This window comes from Nonlabens sp. Hel1_33_55, assembly GCF_900101765.1.
Taxonomy (GTDB): domain Bacteria; phylum Bacteroidota; class Bacteroidia; order Flavobacteriales; family Flavobacteriaceae; genus Nonlabens.
The window spans coordinates 3167479-3187586 of record NZ_LT627735.1 but is presented as its reverse complement, the minus strand read 5'-3'; the positions used below and the strand labels follow the sequence as shown (position 1 = coordinate 3187586).

Genomic DNA, 20108 nt, shown 5'->3' with positions numbered 1-20108 from the left:
GAGTGCTTAATTTTATTTCATGCAATTAAGAGAATTATATAAACGCTTTCGCGAAAGCGAGGGAATATCTACTGATACGAGAACCTTAAAAAAAGGTGAACTATTCATCGCATTGTCCGGCGAAAACTTTGACGGTAACAAATATGTTCCCACAGCAATGGATAACGGCGCTCATCACATCGTGTGCAGCGATGCATCCTATCAGGAATATGATAATGTTACGGTTGTGAGTGATGCTCTGGAAACGCTACAGAAACTTGCAAATTATCACAGGAAAGAATTGAATATACCTGTCGTTGGTCTTACTGGCAGTAATGGTAAAACCACAACAAAAGAGCTCATTGTGAGCGTACTTTCACAGCAATACGAAGTGACGGCAACTAATGGTAATTTCAACAACCACATAGGTGTACCGCTCACATTACTTTTATTCAATGAAGAAACTGAGATAGGTGTTGTGGAAATGGGAGCTAATCATCTCAAAGAAATAGCGAGTCTTTGCCTAATAGCAGAACCCAATTATGGGTTGATCACAAATTTCGGAAAAGCACATTTAGAGGGATTTGGTAGTTTAGAAGGCGTCAAAAAAGGCAAAAGTGAAGTTTACGATTTCATCGCTGCAAATGCTGGTAAAGTAATGGTGAGACAGCAGGATGAGGAACAACTCGCGAGAAGTGAAAAAATATCGAGACGATTGGCTCCTATTTTGAAAATTGAGAATTCTCAACCCTTAATATTACAATGGGATGAGGCTATATTTCAAACCAATTTAACTGGTGCTTACAACGTAGGCAACATGGAATTAGCAGCTGCTGTAGGACTTGAGATGGACATCTCAAAAGAAAAAATAATTAAAGGTCTCACTGACTACGCTCCTAAAAACAATAGGTCTCAAATCATTGAACAGAAAGGTCATGCTATAATTATGGACGCTTATAATGCTAACCCGACAAGTATGCGAGCCGCTCTTGAAAATCTTGCTGGACAATCTGGACACAAGACAGCAATTCTGGGAGATATGTTTGAATTAGGAGATTATGCAGAAAAGGAACATCAAGATATTGCTGATCTTGCAAATCAATTGAAGATAGATCGCGTCATTCTTATAGGTGATAATTTCTATAAAGTTTCTAGTACTTCTCTTGAAAAATATAAAAGCTTTGAATCCTTTGCAGAATCAGATCTAAAGTTAAGCGAAGCAGATAAGAGCGTGATTCTAATTAAAGGCTCTCGCGGCATGGCACTAGAGAAAGTTCTTAAACTTATTTAAGAGGTATAAAAAAACCTGAAAGAAATTCTGCTTTTTTCTTTTGTCAAATTATAATTTATGTAAATTTGCCACCGCTTTAAAAGCATACGGTACCTTAGCTCAGTTGGTAGAGCAATGGACTGAAAATCCATGTGTCCCTGGTTCGATTCCTGGAGGTACCACAGCAAACCCGATCGCGTTGATTGGGTTTTTTGTTATAAGACATTAGTCTTTTTAATTGTGGGATTAGCTCAGTTGGTTTAGAGCGCTACCTTGACAGGGTAGAAGTCACTGGTTCGAATCCAGTATTCCACACGATTCAAGTAGTATGATACTGGCAGTAGACATAGGAAATACCGCCATCAAACTGGCAGTTGTTGATGATATCACCGTTTACGATCTCATTCGCTCTTCTGAAAAAGACTTCATCGCAGACGTCAAATCCTTTTGCAAAAGCTATCCAGACCTAAAAGATGCTTGCGTTTGTCAAGTTGGCGCTATAGACATTAAACTTTTACATGGTTTAGAACGTCTATTGAACGTGACCTACATTACAAAGAAATCAAAACTCCCTTTTCAAAATAACTATCAATCTGATAGCTTAGGAAATGACCGTATAGCATTAGTTGCCGGTGTTGTGAAAGATAAAGGACAGAACACGCTCATTATTGACGCAGGAACTTGTGTTACCTATGATTTTATTGATGAAACAAATACCTATCATGGCGGTGCTATATCGCCAGGCTTGAGGTTAAGGTTTGAATCATTACATAATTTTACTGAAAACCTACCGTTATTACAAGCGGAATCCAATCAACAATTGATAGGAAACACCACCCAAACCAGTATTCAAAGCGGAGTGGTGAACGGTCTAGCTCTAGAGATCAAGGGCATGGTCAAAAAATATAAAAAGCAACATCAAGATCTTAACGTAATTATAACCGGCGGTGATGCAGATCTATTGGTAAAGCAGTTGAAAAACCGTTTCTTTGCCACGCCTTTTTTGATGCTATATGGCATCCATAACATTTACAAAATCAATTCATGATTAGAAGTATTTTCACCGTGATATTCCTTTTAGCCTTAACAGGTAGCTGGGCACAATCACGTACTTCCTCACCTTACTCCTTTTTCGGGTTGGGACAGCAAACATTTAGAGGCACCATCGAGAATCGTAGCATGGCTGGAATACGCAGTTATGCAGATAGTATTCACTTAAATCTTCAAAACCCAGCGTCATATAGCAAGCTCAGGCTTACTACCTATGCCATAGGATTGGAACACACAGAAACTTTTGCAAATTCAGATGAAGGTAGCGATCAATACGATGCGACTTCCATAGAATACTTGAGCATCGGTATTCCTGTAAGTCCTAAAACTGCTTTTGGTTTTGGTTTGATTCCTATTCAGTCTGTTGGGTATAGGATAGGTAATTTTGAATTGCCCCAATATTCTAATTTTACAGGTGAAGGATCGCTCAATAGAGCATACTTCAGTATAGGTCACGAGTTATTTAATGGCTTGAGTATAGGTGGAGAATTTAGATACAACTTTGGAGAAGAACTTAATTCTTCAAGCGTCTTTATTCAAGGTATCGAACAAGGTACCAATGAAACCAATGAAACAGATCTAAGTGGCGTATCCTACAACCTAGCTCTTAACTATGATACCATACTATCAAATGGTCATAGCTTTAACGCATCGGTCGTGTACCAACCAGAGTCAGATATTTCTGCTAGAAACGTACGTAGCTTGAGTACTTTTTTCCTTTCAGGATTGATAGAAACTAATGTCAATACTGTAATTGGAGATGAGACTAAACAAGACTTGAAGTTACCACAAGAGCTAACCGTAGGCTTTGGTTATGGGATGCCACGCAAGTGGAATGTTGCTGCAGAATATTCCTTACGTGGATCCAGTTCCAGCGCTTCCAGATCTTTCGCTCCAGACAACAGTTCGTTTACTGATGCTTCTTCCTATCGTGTAGGTGGATATTATATCCCAAATTATAATAGTATCTCAAGCTATTGGGATAGAATCGTTTACCGTGCTGGTATCCGCTATGAAGAGAACGGCCTTATCATCAACGATGAAGAGATCAATGAGTTTGGCATATCTTTTGGATTAGGATTACCAGTAGGACGCACAGGAGCTTTCTCAAATGCAAACATTGGATTTGAATTAGGACAGCGTGGTACTGAAAATGCAGGATTAATAAAAGAAAATTTTGCAAGCATATCCATCGGTTTATCATTGAACGACCGCTGGTTTGTAAAAAGAAGATACAATTAGAAACCAATTAACAAAACACGATAAAACCATTACTATGAAAAAGAAAAGCATCTTACTGGTAGCAATAGCCGTTTTTAGTTTCGCTTTCGCGAAAGCGCAAGAAGCAGACGACTGTACGGTAATGCTTCAAATCTTTGCAGAAAATGCAAAAGCAAGAAGTTATGATGAGGCTTTTAAACAGCTAGATCCACTTGTAAACAAATGTCCGGACGCAAGTGCTGCCATTTACCAGTACGGCGAGCGCATCTATGAGCACAGACTGAGACAAGAAATAGGAACTGAAATGGATAATGCCAAAGGGCTTATCGCGATGTTCGACGGTCAGATCAATAGATTTCCAGGAAAAATCAACGTCAGTAAAAAGATGGTTGAAAAAGCTCGTGCGATGTACAAGTACAACATAGGTACTGAAGATGAGGTATATGCCATACTAGATAAAGAGTTTAGAGATAATCCAGAGGAGTTTACAGATCCTAATGCGATGATCACCTACTTTAAGCTAGTTGAAAACCGCTACGAAGCTCAAAAAATTGATCTTCAAGGATTCTTTGATATTTATGATGAGTTGACTCTTCAAATTGAAAATGTTCAAGATGAAAGAGGTATGATCCTTAACAACTACATGGATAAAGAAGCGACTGGCTCTTTGACTGAGGATGAGCAAAGCGATATGGAAGCACAGGAAACTAACATCAAGAACTACGGTATCGTGATGGGAAGCGTAAATGCTACACTAGGTTCCCTTGCAGATTGTGATAAACTTATACCGCTATATGAGGCAGAATTTGAAAACAAGAAAACTGATGAAAAGTGGTTATCAAACGTTCTAAGAAGATTACAAGCTAAAGAATGTACAGATGCACCATTGTATATAACATCAGTAAAAGCATTACATGATATTAACCCAAGTGCTAAAACTGCTTATGGTTTAGGTAACATCGCTACAACTCAATCTGAGAAATTCAAATATTGGGATCAAGCTATATCCTTAGGTGTAAATAAAGATCTAGAGTCTAGAATTCACTACAAAAAGGGAATTGCTTATAAAGATCAAGGTCAATACAGTAGTGCAAAAAGAGAATTTATTGAGTCTAACAATGCTAAGCCATCTTTTGGATCACCATTCCTTCAAATTGCAAATATGATTGCAAGTAGTGCTAATAGCTGTGGATCAACCATATTTGAGAAAAGAGCGATCAACTGGGTAGCAGCACGATATGCAAATAAAGCGGCAGCAGTAGATCCTTCCATAAAATCTAATGCAGCACAAGCGGCAGCTAGCTATAATGGTAGAGCACCTCAAAAGCAGGATATCTTCATGGATAACATGTCTGGTAAGACCATCACTTTTAGTTGTTGGGTTGGAGAATCAGTTAGAGTACCATAAATGATAAGAATTCAAAACATTCTAAAAATAACGATCACGGCAATAGCCGTGATCTGTTTTTTGGCATGTACAGATAATTTGGAAGAGATTGCCAAAATGAATACAGTCTCCAATGAACCTACTAATGAGGTTGAAAATATGCTATTGAAGCATACAGATAGCGGTCGATTAAAAATCACTCTTTCAGGAAAATTGATGCTTGATTACTCCAACGATGAGTTTCCCTACACAGAATTTCCAGATGGATTGAAAGTAGAGGTTTATGACACCAAAGATTCAACGGCGGTGAATAAAACGACTATAACGTCAGATCATGGAGTGATCTACAATGAGACTGATCTCGTGGACCTCACAGGAAATGTAGTTATAGAAACAACAGATGGTAATAAGTTCTATGGTGATCAATTATATTGGGATCAAAAATCCAAGTGGATTTTTACCAATCAACCATTTAGAACTGAATTGAATAACAGCAGTCAAACTTCTGGCGATATTATAGATTCTAATGAGAAACTAACCGAAGCTCTCGTGCGCAATGCTCGAGATCAATATTATGTAAAACCAACTGATGGGTAAATTCTTCAAATACTTTGAGTACGCTTACTTATTTTTTGCTGTACTATTTATAATAACAGGCATCTATGAACTGGGCGCGTCGCCACAACGTTCCTACATGCTATTTGGAATGGCGGCGCTCGCCATTTTTATGTTTTTCTTCAAGAGACGTTTTCGTCGTAGATTTGAAGATCGCAACAAACCGTAATGTTCGAACAAATTCTTCTTATCATAAGCATGCTCATTTTGAGTGCTTTTTTCTCTGGAATGGAGATCGCTTATGTTTCCTCTAACAAGATCCACATTGAGCTGGAAAAACGCCAGCAGGACTTTATTGGCCGCGTGTTACGAAACCTGACGGCACAGCCTTCAAAGTTTATCATCACAATGTTGATTGGTAATAGTGTAGCGCTGGTAGTCTACGGTTTTGCGATGGGTGATTTGCTCACCGTACAACTGGCAGAATGGTATCCACCACTAGTTGATAATGCCTTTCAACTGCTATTGCTTCAAACTGTTATCTCGACGTTGGTAATTTTACTTACTGCAGAATTTCTGCCTAAAGTATTCTTCCAGATTTATGCCAACGAGCTTCTCAAGTTTTTTGCCATTCCAGCATATATGTTTTACCTGTTATTTTGGGGTATATCATGGTTCTGTATTCAATTGTCAGACTTTGTTTTGAAAACTTTTTTCAAATCCAAAGGCGATGAAATCCAGCTTTCCTTTTCAAAATTGGAGTTGGGAAACTACATCACAGAGCAAATGGAAAGCGCCCAAGAGCAGGAAGATGTAGATACTGAAATTCAGATTTTTCAAAATGCCTTGGATTTTGGAGGGCTTAAAGCTCGCGAGGTCATGGTGCCTAGAACTGAGATGGTGTCCGTTCAGGAAAGTTCTGAAATTAAAGAGTTAAGCAAAAAATTTGTCGCCACAGGTTTGAGTAAAATCTTGACTCATGTGGATACAATGGATGATATCACAGGATACGTTCACAGTTTTGACCTGTTCAAATCTCCAGAAGAAATTACACAAATACGTCGTGATGTGATCAATGTTCCAGAAACCATGCTGGTCAAGGATGTATTAAATATACTCATCAAACGCCATAAAAGTATTGCCATAGTTTTAGACGAGTACGGCGGTACTTCTGGGCTCATCACAGTTGAGGATATTGTGGAAGAACTATTCGGTGAGATTGAGGATGAGCATGATTCTGATCAACTCATTGAGAGCCAGTTGAGTGATACCAGCTTTAAATTAAGCGCTCGACTAGAGGTTGATTATGTAAATGAACGCTTCAAACTGGATCTTCCAGAAAGTGAACAGTATGAAACTCTAGGTGGCCTGATTGTTCACGTTACAGAGAATATCCCAAATGAACAGGAAGAGGTAATTGTGGAGCAATTTGCATTCAAAATTCTAGAGAAATCAAATAACAAAATTGACCTGGTAGAACTCAATATCATTCCTGAAGAATAGTTGTCAGATTACTAATTGAGAACTTAACTATTCTTGTTTAAAGCAATGTTTGAAAATGAGTTCGCTTTCGCGAAAGCGTAACCAGATACATCATGCACAACCACAAGTAATTAACTATCCAGTTCTCTAAGGACTTTTAAAGAACTTTCAACTTCCATAATTGAGCGGAAAACGCTATTTTCGCCACCGTTTAAATTTAAAATACAGAGCATGGCCATTTTAGGTAAAATCAGGTCTCAAGGAGTTATTCTGATTATCATTATTGCACTAGCACTTTTTGCCTTTATCATAGGTGACTTGATACGTCAAGGAAGTTTTACTAGCGAGGATCAAAACGTTATAGGTTATGTGGGCGATACAGAACTTGATCGTCAACAATTCACCAGACAGGTTGAAGCGAGCATGAATCAACGTGCTGGAATGTCAACGATACAAGCCGTTAATGGTGTGTGGGAACAACAAGTTCGTGACGCTGTGTTAAAGCAACAAATCGATGAAGCCGGTATTCAGGTGACTGATGAAGAGGTTTCTAATTATATGAAAGCAGCTTACGCTAGATTTCCTCAATTTCAGGACGAAAACGGTCAGTTTTCTGATGCTCTTTTTGCGCAGTACGTGAATCAAGCTGCAACTCAAAACCCACAAGGATGGGCGCAAGACCTTGCCAGTGCAGAAAATCAAGTACGCCAGCAAAAACTTTTTACACTACTTAAAAGTGGTGTTATTGGAACTAGAACAGATGGTGAGTTTGCCTACAGATTAGAAAATGACAAACGTGATTTTCAATACGTCAATATACCTTACTCTAGCATATCAGATTCTGCTGTAGAAATTATCAAATCTGACATTAAAGACTACATCAAGAAAAACGAGAAGCAATTCCAGGCAGATGCTCAACGTGACATTGAGTATGTTTTGTTTGAGGATAAGGCGTCAACAGAAGATGTAACTGCTATCAACAAAGAATTAAGTTCTTTGATAGGCAGCAAAGCCAATCAATATAATGAGCAGACTAAGAAAACCGAATCTGTAGCAGGTTTGAGAGACACTCAGAACACAGAATTATTTATTAACGCAAATTCTGATCTTCCTTACTCCAATCGATACACAATGGTTTCTAGCTTGACTCCATCGCAGCGTGAATTGACTAATTTAAGTGTAGGTGAAATTTATGGCCCTTACAACGATGGCGAATTTGCTAAGATCTCTAAAATTGAGGATAAAAAAACCATCAATGACAGTGTCAAGAACAGACACATACTAGTCTCCTTTGCAGGCGCATCCAGAGCTGGATCTGATGTAACTCGTGATAAAGCTGCTGCAAAGAAAATGGCAGATAGCATTCTAGGAACCATTGGTCAAAGCAAGGATAACTACGATGAGAAATATGAATATTATCAGGAGAACGAACCACAAATCCTAGCACAGGATTTAGGTTGGGTAGTTTATTCAGGTAATGCAGCTCAATTTGCTCCAGGTTATACCAAATTTCTTTATGCGAACAACGAAGGTACTGTTGGTGTGGCAGAAAGTGATTTTGGTTATCACGTAATTAGAATTGATGAAACAGCTGGTGCTGGAGAAGCTATCAAGCTTGCTACCGTTGCAAAAAGAGTTAACGCATCAAAGTCAACAAGCAAATCATTATACACTAAAACTCAAAAATTCCAACAAGCGGCAGAATCTGGAGATTTTGACGAGCTAGCTAAGGAATACGAGGTTACAGCAACACCAGTAAGAAACCTTAAAGCTCTGGATGAAAGTCTTCCTGCTTTAGGTCGTAATCGTGACATTGTAAAATGGTCGTTCAATAATGATCGTGAAGTTGGTGATGTGGAACGTTTTGAAACTACTCAAGGTTATGTGGTCGTTAAGTTATCACGAGTAAGTGAGGAAGGTTTGATGACTGTGGAAGAAGCTAGTCCTAAGGTAACTCCTATCTTAAGAAACAAGAAAAAAGCAGAGATGATCAAAGCTAAGATCAATTCTACTGACTTGAATACTATCGCTACCAATCAAAAGCAACAGGTAAGCACTGCTAATGCAGTAAACCGTATGTCACCAGTTCTTGCTGGTGTAGGTCAAGAGCCTAAAGTTGTTGGAACGGCATTTGGCCTTAAAGAAGGACAAACCTCTGCTCCTATTGCAGGAGACAAAGGTGTTTTTGTGATCAAGCTTACAGGTATTGATAATGCTCCTGATCTTGATAACTACACAAATGATTCTAGAACTGTGGCACAACGTACGGCTAATCAATCAACCTCTGCGTTGGTTGAAGCTTTGAAAAAAGCCACTAAGATTGAAGACAAAAGATCAGTATTCTACTAGGATTCTGAGCTAACCATAAAAAACGCCTTTTCATTAATTTGAAAAGGCGTTTTTATTTGTACCCACCAATCACTCAGGATTTACCGTATTCTTAAAATTCCAATTTAGAAGAATCCATCAATCTAAAACGACATCGTTCCAGCTGTAAATCTGCGTGAATCCTTTGCCAACGAAATATTGTTGAGCAATTTCATCTCCAGTAACCATAACATAATCGCCACCCCAACCGCCTAAGGATTTGATGGCACCTACATATTCTGGAAACTGGGCTTTTTTTACGGGTTGCATTAGTATCAATTCACCAATGATTGCCTCGTGCTTTTGCAGTAATTCCTGAAAAGCTGATAAATCAACTTCGGTTTCTAGGAATGTCTTGGGCATTTCATTCAGTCGGTCTCTGTTCTCTTGAGTTAGATTGTCAGGATTGAAGCTGGCAATAGAGTCACGACTGTCCTGCTTTTGATTGAGGTACACAAAGAACAAATGATCTTTAAATTCTGGCTGATAGCTTATAGGAACAACTTGCGGTTGTCCGTCGTTATAATTATATACTATAGGTGAGTCGGCTTGTGCGCAGGCGATGTCGTAACCACTACCGCCAAAACATTTGAACTGCAATTCATAAGGATCGCAACCCAACCATTGAGACACCATGGAAATAAGCGTCGAACTAGTTCCCATACCCGATTTATAATCAAAGTCCAACTGAGTGGTAGCTTCAAAACCATTGCTAAAATTAACCAAACCAACCAGCTCCAGTGCAGTTCTCAAAATTTCAATCAGTTTTTTGGAAACATCACTTTCACCCTTAAACCTCACGTCAGTGATTTGCTCTATTTCAAAAGAATCTTGAAACCAAATTGTTCCATCCACATTGTAACTCGTCCACTGTATGCTTTCATCAGATCGTGGTACGATTTCAAGCCGTTGGTCAAGTTTGAGCGGTATGGCAAGTGCATCCACGTTATCGAGAACGGCATATTCACCAGTAAGTAAAAATTTACCGTGAGCCGAAAACGAGGCTTTCTCAACTTTAAATAACGAAGTAGCTGTTTCCATTAGCGCATTTTTGCAAGCGATTCTTTCAAGGCGGAAAAACTGGGTGTTTTATCCTTGAATTCTTTTCTCAACGCTTTTTTCTCGGCATCAGCGGCTCCAATTTGTTCCAGCATATTGGTCAAATGCATTTTCATATGACCTGATTGGATTCCAGTGGTTACCAATGAATGGAGTGCCGCAAAATTTTGTGCCAATCCACAGACTGCGGTAATCGACATTAATTCCTGTACATTGGGCTGTCCCATGATTTGAAGGGATAATTTGGCTAATGGATGTATAGATGTTAGACCACCAACAGTTCCCAGCGCCAGCGGAAAATCTGCTTCAAATGTAAAAACCTCATCTTCTACACTCGCGCTGGTTAGACTGCGGTACTGACCACTACGGGCCGCATACGCATGTACTCCAGCTTCTACTGCTCGAAAATCGTTGCCGGTTGCCAGTACGACAGCATCGATTCCGTTCATTATTCCTTTGTTATGGGTGACCGCGCGATAAGGCTCTACCGTGGCAATCTCCACTGCTTCCACAAATTTGCGAGCAAATCCTGCACCTGTAACACCGTTTATCGTGCCTATATCTTCCACAGGACATGAGACCTTGACGTTCACCAGGCATTCTGGGACGTAGTTACTCAAGATGGACATGATCACTTCTGGTTGGGCGATGGAGAAACCTTGAAAATCAGCAGCTTTTTGTTTGAACGTTGTTGCCAGTTGCTCTAGGACTGTGTTGATGAAGTTGGCGCCCATCGCATCGCGTGTGTCAAAGGTCGCGTGCAGTTGGTAATAACCTCTTAAGGCTTCCGTTTTATCTACCAATCGTAGTTCTTGCAGGCCGCCACCTCTAGATTTCATGCTGGCGTTGATTTGTTGTATGGATTGAAGTAAGTCCGCTTTCGCGAAAGCGTAAAAAGCTTCCATCTCACTGCGCAATCCATCATATTTAATATGTACCTGCCCTGATTTTGTAGTGCCCTTAATGGTCGTTTTGAAGCCACCACGTTGCAACCAAAACTTTGCTGCCTTGCTCGCAGCAGCCACTACACTGCTCTCTTCAATAACCATGGGAATAGTTTTGAGCTGGTCATTGATTAAAAAATTAGGCGATAAACCTAAAGGCAAATAAAAATTAGTAATCGTATTCTCACTAAAACCATCGTGCAATTCCTGCAGCTTCTCATCTGTATTCCAGTATTGAAGGATCGTCGTTCTTGCGGTATCGTCGTTGTCGAGATGGTTGGAAATCAACCAGTCTACTTTTTGGGATTTGGAAAGCTTTGAAAAACCTTGTACGGATTGATTCATGAATGGCGTTTAAATATGTAAATATACAATGCATAAGGAAAAGGAATCAAACGGATAATCGCTCAAAACCCTTATTAATTGGGATATTTTTAGTAAAATTGAGCTAGGTTCAGATATTGCTCATTATTGGGCTTTTTCAAAACAAATTCATGATAAAAAACATCACTTTACTACTAGCATTTTTATTATCTAGTAGTGTTTCCATCGCACAACAAAACATAACGGTAGAGGACATCTATTCAGGAACTTTTTCTACAAATGGCCTGCAGTCACTTAACTCATTAAAGAACGGTACGGAATACCTAGTACTCAACTATAATGCAGACCGCAGCCAGACCGTTGACAAATACAGTTATGAAACAGGCGATCAAATCGCTACACTTGTTTCCAGTAATGATATTGATCTACCCATACGTAACTACATCTTGAGTGAGGACGAGCAGCAGATGTTGATCGTATCGCAACGCATTCCAATTTTTAGAAGATCTGCTAACAGCATGGTTCATGTTTATGATTTAAAAACTAAAACATTGACACCTTTGAGCGAGAATCTTGTGCGCAGCGCTTCCTTTTCTCCTGATGGAAAAAAGGTGGGTTTTGTTTATGAAAACAATTTATACTATAAGGACTTGACCACTGGAGAAACTGTTCAAGTTACTGACGATGGCGAGAATAACTTATTGATTAATGGTGTAACAGACTGGGTTTATGAAGAGGAGTTTTCGCTAGTTCGTGCTTATGAATTTAGTCCAGATGGTACACAAATCGCGTTCATATCATTTGATGAAACCGAAGTTCCAGAATTCTCAATGGATGTCTATGGGCAAGAACTCTATCAAAGACCTTACGTTTTTAAATATCCAAAAGCTGGAGAAAACAATAGCATAGTGGCATTGAACGTATATGATGTATCTACAAAAACTAGAAAAGAAATTGACCTGAATCGAGATGAAGAGTTTTATATCGCGCGCATCAATTATTCACCTAATGGTAAGCTGGCCGCTCAGGTTTTGAACCGTTATCAAAACGAATTGGATTTCTATTATATTGATCAAAGCGGTAATGCCAGCATTGCATTCACAGAGAAAGATGCTGCATACGTTGACGTGACAGATGATCTTACATTTTTGGAAGACGGTAGTTTTCTATGGACTAGCGAGAAAGATAACTGGCGACACATTTACCTTCATGATGCTGACGGTAAAGAAAACCGACAGATCACTAGCGGAGATTGGGATGTAACCTCTTATTACGGTTACGATCCTAAATCTAAACGTATCTATTATCAAAGCACAGAAGATGGTAGCATCAACCGTGGTATCTATTCTATATCGCTCAAGGCGAATGGCAAGAAAAAACTCTCTTCACAAATAGGCTCCAACAGTGCATCATTTAGCGACAACTTCACGTATTACATCAACACTTATTCAAGCGTAAACAGACCTCCAGTTTATACGCTCAACGAGGCTAAAAACGGGAAGCAAGTTCGGGAGATTCAGAACAACAATGATCTTTTGGTCAAGTTGGAGGATTATCAATTGTCTCCCAAGGTATTTTCAACCATTAATGTCAATGGAAATGACCTGAATATGTATATGATGAAGCCGCTGGATTTTGATGCTTCAAAAGAATATCCAGTTTTGATGTTTCAATATAGCGGTCCAGGATCGCAGTCTGTATCTAATTCTTGGTATGGCTCAAATGATTATTGGCATAGTATGCTTGCAAATGAAGGTTACATCATCGCTTGTGTTGATCCAAGAGGAACAGGATACAAAGGCGCAGATTTCAAGAAAATTACCCAAAAAGAATTGGGTAAATTTGAAGTCGAAGACCAAATACAGGCAGCAAGACAATTAGGTGCGATGGATTATATTGATGCAGATCGCATTGGTATTTGGGGCTGGAGTTATGGTGGCTTTATGAGCTCTAACTGTATATTGAAAGGTAACGATGTGTTTAGTACCGCAATTGCGGTAGCACCAGTAACCAACTGGAGATATTACGATACCATTTATACAGAACGTTATATGACAACACCACAGGAAAACCCTGCTGGTTATGACGAGAATAGTCCTATCAATCACGTTAAAAAATTAAAAGGAAACTATTTATTGGTACACGGTAGTGCCGATGATAATGTGCATGTTCAAAACACAATGCAAATGATAGAAGCATTAGTTCAAGCGAACAAACAGTTTGACTGGGCCATCTATCCAGACAAGAATCATGGTATTTACGGCGGCAACACGCGTATCCATCTGTATAACAAGATGACCAATTTCATCAAAGAAAATCTTTAGACCCAGTAACTTACTTAACCTTATAGAATTATTATGGAATATAAATATGGTGGCTCGATAACGAACCAAAAAACTGTTCTAGGGCATCCTTCTGGATTGTTCATTCTCTTCTTTACAGAAATGTGGGAGCGTTTTTCCTACTATGGAATGCGTGCTTTGCTCGTACTTTTCCTTGTAGCGAGTCTTACAGATGAAAACTCTGGCTGGGAATGGGAACGCGCAGATGCTACTTCACTCTACGGTTGGTACATAGGATTAGTTTATTTGACCCCAATTATAGGTGGTTTCATTGCCGATAAGTTTACTGGATACAGAAAAGCTATTGTAATAGGGGCTTTTGTAATGACCTTGGGACACGCTGCCATGGCGTTAGAACTTTTTGCTGATTATTTTTTCTACGTTGGTCTTGTTCTTTTGATCCTGGGTAATGGGATGTTTAAACCGAACATATCATCTATAGTTGGTCAACTTTATAAAACTCAAGGAAAAGAAAAAGATGCAGGTTACACGATTTTTTATATGGGAATCAATGCTGGTGCATTTTTGGGAATTCTACTATGTGGTTACATAGGTGAGCAGATTGGGTGGCACTATGGTTTTGGGCTTGCTGGAGTATTTATGTTTTTTGGAATGTTACAATTTCACTTCGGTCAGAAGATTTTTGGTAAAATTGGATTATCTCCTAAAGATGCAACTGACTACGTAGACGCTGATGCTGACAACCCTGCAGATATGACGGTAGTAGCTTCTGCAAAAGAGCAGGAAAAACAACACACTGATCCACAAGAAGATGTCGAACCATCACCATCAGTTGTAAAGGATCGACTTATAGTAATTAGCATATTTGCTTTATTTACCATCTTTTTTTGGTGGGCATTTGAACAAGCTGGTGGTTCTATGACCATCTTTGCAGCTGATTATACAGACAGAGCGCTAGAAGGAGGCGCTGCACTTACATTTAAAATTATTAATACTATAATCACAGTGATACCATTAGCCGTGATTACGTTAGTATTAATATTGCTTTTCAAGCAAACTTTCAAAAAATATGCGATATCTAATCTCTTTTTAGGTACCAGTTTTGTAATTATATGGGCGATAGTAATTTGGATGTTGGTTCGCGAATTCCAATCAGATTCTACTGAAGTTGCTGCATCATGGTTCTCTGTCCTAAACTCTCTATTCATTATAATATTTGCACCTTTATTTTCAAAAATCTGGCAAAGTCGCTTCAACCCTTCTGGACCAGTTAAATTCGCTTTAGGATTAATATTGGTAGGAGTCGGTTTTGCTGCTCTTGCCTATGGATCTTTAGAAATTCCGCAAGGAGCTAAATCAGCTGGAGTGAGTATGATTTGGCTTATTCTGGCCTTCCTTTTCCATACGCTGGGAGAATTATGTGTATCGCCTGTAGGATTGTCTTATGTTAGTAAACTTGCTCCTATCAGACTCGTTGGGCTAATGTTTGGAGTTTGGTTTATAGCAAATGCACTTGCAGGTATCATTGGTGGATGGACAGCAGGATTTATGGATCCTATGCTAGAGGATTATGGGCTCGTTAGCTTCTTTTTAATCTTTACGTTGATACCTATTGCCGCTGGGATCATCATGCTGGGAATCAACAAATGGATGATATCAAAAATGCACGGTATCAGATAGTAATCTCAAATTGATTTATCACTCAAAACGCACCTCTTTGGTGCGTTTTTTGCTTTTATAGACCGTAAATTTGTTCCATGAAACGTTTTCTTTTTATCGTATTTCTCTTTTCAACTTTTGCGGTTAGTGCTCAGGTGAATTGGATGACTATGAATGAGGCTCTGGCTGCTCAGAAAAAAGAGCCTCGCAAGATCTTGTTTAAAACCTATACAGAAAGTTGTCCTAACTGTAAGTGGATGGATAAACACGCTTTCGCGAAAGCGGACATAGCTCAATTCATTAACAACAACTACTATCCGGTAAAATTTGATGCCGAAGGAAAAGAGTCCATCACCTACAAAGGCAAAAGCTACGGCAACAAGAATTACAAAAAGTTTCCAGGCGCACAGCACGAGTTTGCCGAAGCCATGAAAATCTTTGAATATCCTACTTTAATCTTCTTTGATGAGAATGCCAACGTCATTAATCCAGTACCCGGTAAAATGGGACCGAAAAAGCTGGAAGTATATGTTACCATGCTGGCAGATGACACCTACAAATCTATTAGGACCGGTCAAGACTGGGCAGATTACCAGGCACAATTTAATTACCAATTGCAGGACTAATATTGCAATAGGTCTATCGCTCCTTCATCATACGTATTGACGAAATCTACATTTCTGTTATTACAAGTTGCCTTCCAGCGGTCGACAAAATTGCGGTAATTTGATCCATCGGTGATGATGAGTTTGGGATTTAATTTAGTGATGACTTTGTTTAAATTAATTTTAGGAGAGTTGGAAAGTAAAACTATAGGTTCTTTAACACTAGTTTCTGCAAATAATGCCGATTCGTCAATGACAATGAGTGGTATATTCTTATAATTGATCATCGCTGGTAGGCTGTCAATTTTCAAGGTCGTTTTCTGAAAGTTTTCTATTTGACTTAGACGGTTAAAGCTGTTTTCTCTCCTTACATTATCCATACTGGACAAATGAACCAAGAGTTTTGATTCTTTAGCATTTGAAATCGCTACAGCACTGCCTCTTGATTGATGCAAAACCATGAAGCTTTCCTTTGACTTATAATCGTGAAATAAGCTTGTACAAACCAAACCAATCATTGCTGCCAGCGCTATGTGAAATCCATAATTTGATTTGGTGATCCTGAATCTTTCTCTTCTGCTTCGTTTTATGATAGGTAAAACGAAAACAATCAATCCCAACAGAAAAATGTAAATGAGTATCAATTGATCTACTCGCAGGTAAATATCTTTCCACACAAATCCCTGAAAACTGCTAATGTAACCAACGAACGAAATTATAGTTTCAAAAATAAAGTTGAGGCCATTACCCAGCCAGTCGACTACGACACCTAGTTGCAGCAGTATTATAAATGTAATCGACAAACCTAATATCAGTGGAAGAATGAGCAATAAAGCCAGATTACCCACTAAAAATGCAAGCGGTAATTGGTGAAAATAATAGATGCTCAATGGCGCTACTCCTATTTGTGCAGCTAGTGTCACGGTAAAGATTTGAACAAGCTTATTGGGTAGCCAGTATTTGATTCTTGGGAACAAGCGCATGAATAAGGGCTGTAGCAACACAATGGCAATGACGGCAGTATAACTAAGTTGAAATCCTACCTGAAACAACAATCGCGGATCATAAACCAATAGGCAAAACGCCGAAATTGTCAAGCTATGAAAAACAGATCTGTTGCGATTGATATTCATTCCAATAGCAACAAAAGAAAACATCGTCACAGCCCGTAATATAGATGGAGACATTCCAGTCAGAAGGGCAAAACACCACAACAACGAAATTATGATGACCGTTTGGATCCAATTCCCGTAAGGCAATCGTTTCATCCATTTTAAACAGAATTGCAGGATTAAAAGAATGATACCTACATGCAGACCGCTAAGCGCAAGAATATGAATCACGCCAGCATCCCTAAAATTTTGAGTGATGGTAGGATCTACATTTTGGCGTTGTCCCAGTACCAATGCCTCTACCAGCGATCGGGAATTATCAGTGAGATTTGAATCTTCAAGATCTTGCAACAATTTGTTTCTATATCGAACATACCATGGAAGCGAACTTTCTTGTAATTGCGATTGTAATATTTTGGGTTTGTCCACGTAGACTTGTCCGTAGACATCAATTCCTTTGAGGTATTCCTTATAATTGAAATCTCCAGGATTACGACCATTGCTCGCATCGTTGACATCATCATAAACTATTAACTCTTGTCCAGCCTTGTAATTGACACTATCAGATCTTTTAAATAAAACCAAGATCTTACCTTGAGTGACCTGCCAGTTGTAACTGGTAACATCTGCATAGAAACGATGATTATAAGAATTTGAACTTAACTGTTCTCGCAGTAGCAATGTTATTACAGCATCTTCTCCTTTCTGGACAGCATGCGAATAATGATTATTGGGAAACACGCCGGACTTGAGCGATGTTATGCAGCCACCTAAAGCTGCGAAAAACAGCATTACAGATATTGTAAGTAGGCTTTTACTAACAACAGCAAAAGGCTTGATGAAATAACCTAGAAGAGAAAGAAATAAGGTTAAGGCAACGAAAAGTAACCAAAACGATATTGGTAACGGAACATAAAATTGGACAACGATCCCAATGATGAAAAAGGCGACAAGCCTATAAAATGGATAGTCCAATAATTTCATGGACTAATTTAATCAAAATAACCTACCGCTGCTCAGGTACTTACCTAGCCAGTAAGGTTCATTAAAAGAAGATACAGTAACCCCTTGGGAAACCGTGGCGTGGATAAATCTAATTTCCGCAGGTGTGACTTCTGTTACAAGTGCTACGTGATTTATTTTTTTGCGGTCTCTGCCAGTTGCAAAAAACATCAGATCGCCCTTTTGTACTTCTTTAATATCTATTGGATTAGTTGCTTGAAATAAGCTCATGCTGGTTCGTGGCACTTTTTCACCAGCCTTGTCAAAGGAAAGGTTGATCAAACCGCTACAATCCATACCGCTTTTAGAAGAACCGCCATATCGATAACGGGTACCCTCATATTCCATGGCATAGAGAATCGCCGCATCAACGGTAGTCAATGATTCTGGAACTTCAGTTCTATCTTCATCTGCTGCTGGTTCTTTTTCAAGCTCATCCAGCTTTTCAGGCCTTCTGGTCATGGGTGTTTTTGGCGGCACCTTCCTATTCGATGTGTTTTCACTTCTTAACTCTCGAGCTTCTGCTTTGGTGGTAACGACTTTTGGTTTACTGCTCCCACATGAAACCAACATTGCAACCAGGATGGTACAGAGACTGATTCTTAAATAATGTGTTATAGAAGTTGGATTAGTTCGTTTTCGCGAAAGCGAGATTCTATTTATCATCCTCTGCAGTAATTGATTTATAAATGAGAGCAGCCGTCTTTTCACTTGCACCAACGCCGCCTAGTTTTTTCTCTAACTGATAGTAATCGGCAAAAATCCGGTTACGGTGTGTCTTGTCTAGAATGTGTTCCAATTCTCGCTGCAAATGTTTGGGCTTGAATTCCTTTTGAATCAGTTCTGTAACCACTGGTTGATCCATGATCAAATTCACAAGCGATATATAGTCTAGCTTGATAATGCGTTTTGCAATCTGGTAAGAAATCATGCTGCCTTTATAACAAACGACCTGCGGCACTTTAAAGAGCGCCGTTTCTAAAGTTGCCGTTCCTGACGTGACCAGCGCTGCATGCGATAAACTCAAAAGATCATATGTCTGATTCATGATCAACTTGACATCGTATTTTTTCAGAAAACTGGCATAAAAAGAGGCGTCCTGTCCAGGTGCACCAGCGATAACGAACTGATACTCCTCAAACCGATCGACCATGCGCAACATGACCGTCAACATGTTCTTGATTTCTTGTTTGCGACTGCCCGGCAATAAGGCAATAATGGGCCTATCGTCCATTTCATGATCACTGAGAAATTTATGGTGGTCTAGTTTCTTTCTAGTATTTATAGCATCAATCAATGGATGTCCCACAAAATGAACAGGAAATTGATGTTTTTGTTCATAGAAATGTTTTTCAAAAGGCAAGATCACGTACATCTCATCTACATCACGTTTGATGGCTTTGATTCTACTTTCCTTCCATGCCCATATTTGGGGCGAAATATAATAATGGTTGCGATAGCCCTGCAGCCGCGCCCATTTCATAATCCTAAAATTAAATCCAGGATAATCAATATATATAATGACATCTGGAGCAAATTCCTGAATGTCTTTTTTGCAGTCGTTGATGTTGCGCAGGATGGTTCTAAGGTTTCCCAATACTTCCACAAAGCCCATAAAGGCTAGATCTCTATAATGTCGCACAAGAGTACCACCACCAACCTGTTCCATTAAATCGCCACCCCAGAATCTGAATTCTGCACTAGGATCCTTTTTTTGAAGTTCCTTCATCAAGAGCGATCCATGAAGGTCGCCACTCGCCTCGCCTGCAATGAGATAGTATTTCATGGG

At 39.2% G+C, this 20108-nt stretch carries 16 protein-coding genes and 2 tRNA genes; 13 read left to right on the top strand and 5 right to left on the bottom strand.

What is annotated here, in order from left to right; translation table 11 throughout:
- Window positions 1-19 precede the first annotated feature (19 nt).
- The 10 genes from BLO34_RS14260 to BLO34_RS14215 all read left to right on the top strand — a co-directional run bounded on the left by BLO34_RS14260 (window position 20) and on the right by BLO34_RS14215 (window position 9293).
- Complete coding sequence (locus BLO34_RS14260; protein ID WP_090756268.1) at window positions 20-1270, top strand: UDP-N-acetylmuramoyl-tripeptide--D-alanyl-D-alanine ligase; 1251 nt, start codon at window positions 20-22, stop codon at window positions 1268-1270.
- 88 nt (window positions 1271-1358) lie between these two features.
- Window positions 1359-1431 (top strand) — tRNA-Phe (locus BLO34_RS14255).
- Window positions 1432-1489: 58 nt separating this feature from the next.
- A tRNA-Val gene (locus BLO34_RS14250) sits at window positions 1490-1564 on the top strand.
- A 13-nt stretch (window positions 1565-1577) separates the two neighbouring features.
- Entirely contained in the window at window positions 1578-2297 is a 720-nt protein-coding gene (locus BLO34_RS14245; protein ID WP_090756267.1) for a type III pantothenate kinase, read from the top strand.
- Window positions 2294-3541: a hypothetical protein gene (locus BLO34_RS14240; protein ID WP_231959521.1), complete on the top strand. Its 1248-nt coding sequence runs from the start codon at window positions 2294-2296 to the stop codon at window positions 3539-3541. Before BLO34_RS14245 ends, BLO34_RS14240 begins: the two co-directional genes overlap by 4 nt.
- Window positions 3542-3575: 34 nt before the next feature.
- Window positions 3576-4928, top strand: coding sequence for a hypothetical protein (locus BLO34_RS14235; RefSeq protein WP_090756266.1), 1353 nt, complete (start codon window positions 3576-3578; stop codon window positions 4926-4928).
- Window positions 4929-5504: an LPS export ABC transporter periplasmic protein LptC gene (gene lptC / locus BLO34_RS14230; RefSeq protein ID WP_090756264.1), complete on the top strand. Its 576-nt coding sequence runs from the start codon at window positions 4929-4931 to the stop codon at window positions 5502-5504.
- Window positions 5497-5691: a hypothetical protein gene (locus BLO34_RS14225; RefSeq protein WP_090756262.1), complete on the top strand. Its 195-nt coding sequence runs from the start codon at window positions 5497-5499 to the stop codon at window positions 5689-5691. Before lptC ends, BLO34_RS14225 begins: the two co-directional genes overlap by 8 nt.
- Window positions 5691-6965: a hemolysin family protein gene (locus tag BLO34_RS14220; RefSeq protein WP_090756261.1), complete on the top strand. Its 1275-nt coding sequence runs from the start codon at window positions 5691-5693 to the stop codon at window positions 6963-6965. The genes BLO34_RS14225 and BLO34_RS14220 overlap by 1 nt, the downstream gene beginning before the upstream one ends.
- A gap of 210 nt (window positions 6966-7175) precedes the next feature.
- On the top strand, window positions 7176-9293 hold the full coding sequence (locus BLO34_RS14215) for a SurA N-terminal domain-containing protein (RefSeq protein WP_090756259.1): 2118 nt from the start codon (window positions 7176-7178) through the stop codon (window positions 9291-9293).
- A 117-nt stretch (window positions 9294-9410) separates the two neighbouring features.
- Here the strand turns inward: BLO34_RS14215 and BLO34_RS14210 are convergent, their stop codons facing one another.
- The gene (locus tag BLO34_RS14210; RefSeq protein WP_090756258.1) at window positions 9411-10352 is read right to left on the bottom strand and encodes a GYDIA family GHMP kinase; all 942 of its coding nucleotides are present in this window, start codon (window positions 10350-10352) and stop codon (window positions 9411-9413) included.
- Window positions 10352-11659: a hydroxymethylglutaryl-CoA reductase, degradative gene (locus tag BLO34_RS14205; protein ID WP_090756256.1), complete on the bottom strand. Its 1308-nt coding sequence runs from the start codon at window positions 11657-11659 to the stop codon at window positions 10352-10354. Before BLO34_RS14205 ends, BLO34_RS14210 begins: the two co-directional genes overlap by 1 nt.
- A 149-nt stretch (window positions 11660-11808) precedes the next feature.
- Here BLO34_RS14205 and BLO34_RS14200 point away from each other — a divergent pair, with 149 nt between their 5' ends.
- The 3 genes from BLO34_RS14200 (at window position 11809) to BLO34_RS14190 (ending at window position 16226) form a co-directional block, all read left to right on the top strand.
- On the top strand, window positions 11809-13962 hold the full coding sequence (locus tag BLO34_RS14200) for a S9 family peptidase (RefSeq protein WP_090756255.1): 2154 nt from the start codon (window positions 11809-11811) through the stop codon (window positions 13960-13962).
- 33 nt (window positions 13963-13995) lie between these two features.
- On the top strand, window positions 13996-15621 hold the full coding sequence (locus BLO34_RS14195; protein ID WP_090756253.1) for a peptide MFS transporter: 1626 nt from the start codon (window positions 13996-13998) through the stop codon (window positions 15619-15621).
- Between the two features lie 77 nt (window positions 15622-15698).
- The gene (locus BLO34_RS14190; RefSeq protein ID WP_090756251.1) at window positions 15699-16226 is read left to right on the top strand and encodes a thioredoxin family protein; all 528 of its coding nucleotides are present in this window, start codon (window positions 15699-15701) and stop codon (window positions 16224-16226) included.
- On the opposite strand, the gene BLO34_RS14185 is transcribed toward BLO34_RS14190, so the two are convergent.
- Genes BLO34_RS14185 through lpxB form a run of 3 tightly spaced genes read right to left on the bottom strand, consistent with a single transcriptional unit; the run spans window position 16223 to window position 20105 of the window.
- Entirely contained in the window at window positions 16223-18301 is a 2079-nt protein-coding gene (locus BLO34_RS14185; protein WP_090756249.1) for a ComEC/Rec2 family competence protein, read from the bottom strand. The two genes, BLO34_RS14190 and BLO34_RS14185, sit on opposite strands and share 4 nt — an antisense overlap.
- Window positions 18302-18313: 12 nt before the next feature.
- Window positions 18314-18985, bottom strand: a complete 672-nt coding sequence (locus BLO34_RS14180) for a C40 family peptidase (protein ID WP_090756248.1) — start codon at window positions 18983-18985, stop codon at window positions 18314-18316.
- Window positions 18975-20105: a lipid-A-disaccharide synthase gene (lpxB, locus tag BLO34_RS14175; RefSeq protein WP_090756246.1), complete on the bottom strand. Its 1131-nt coding sequence runs from the start codon at window positions 20103-20105 to the stop codon at window positions 18975-18977. The genes BLO34_RS14180 and lpxB overlap by 11 nt, the downstream gene beginning before the upstream one ends.
- Between the last annotated feature and the right edge of the window lie 3 nt (window positions 20106-20108).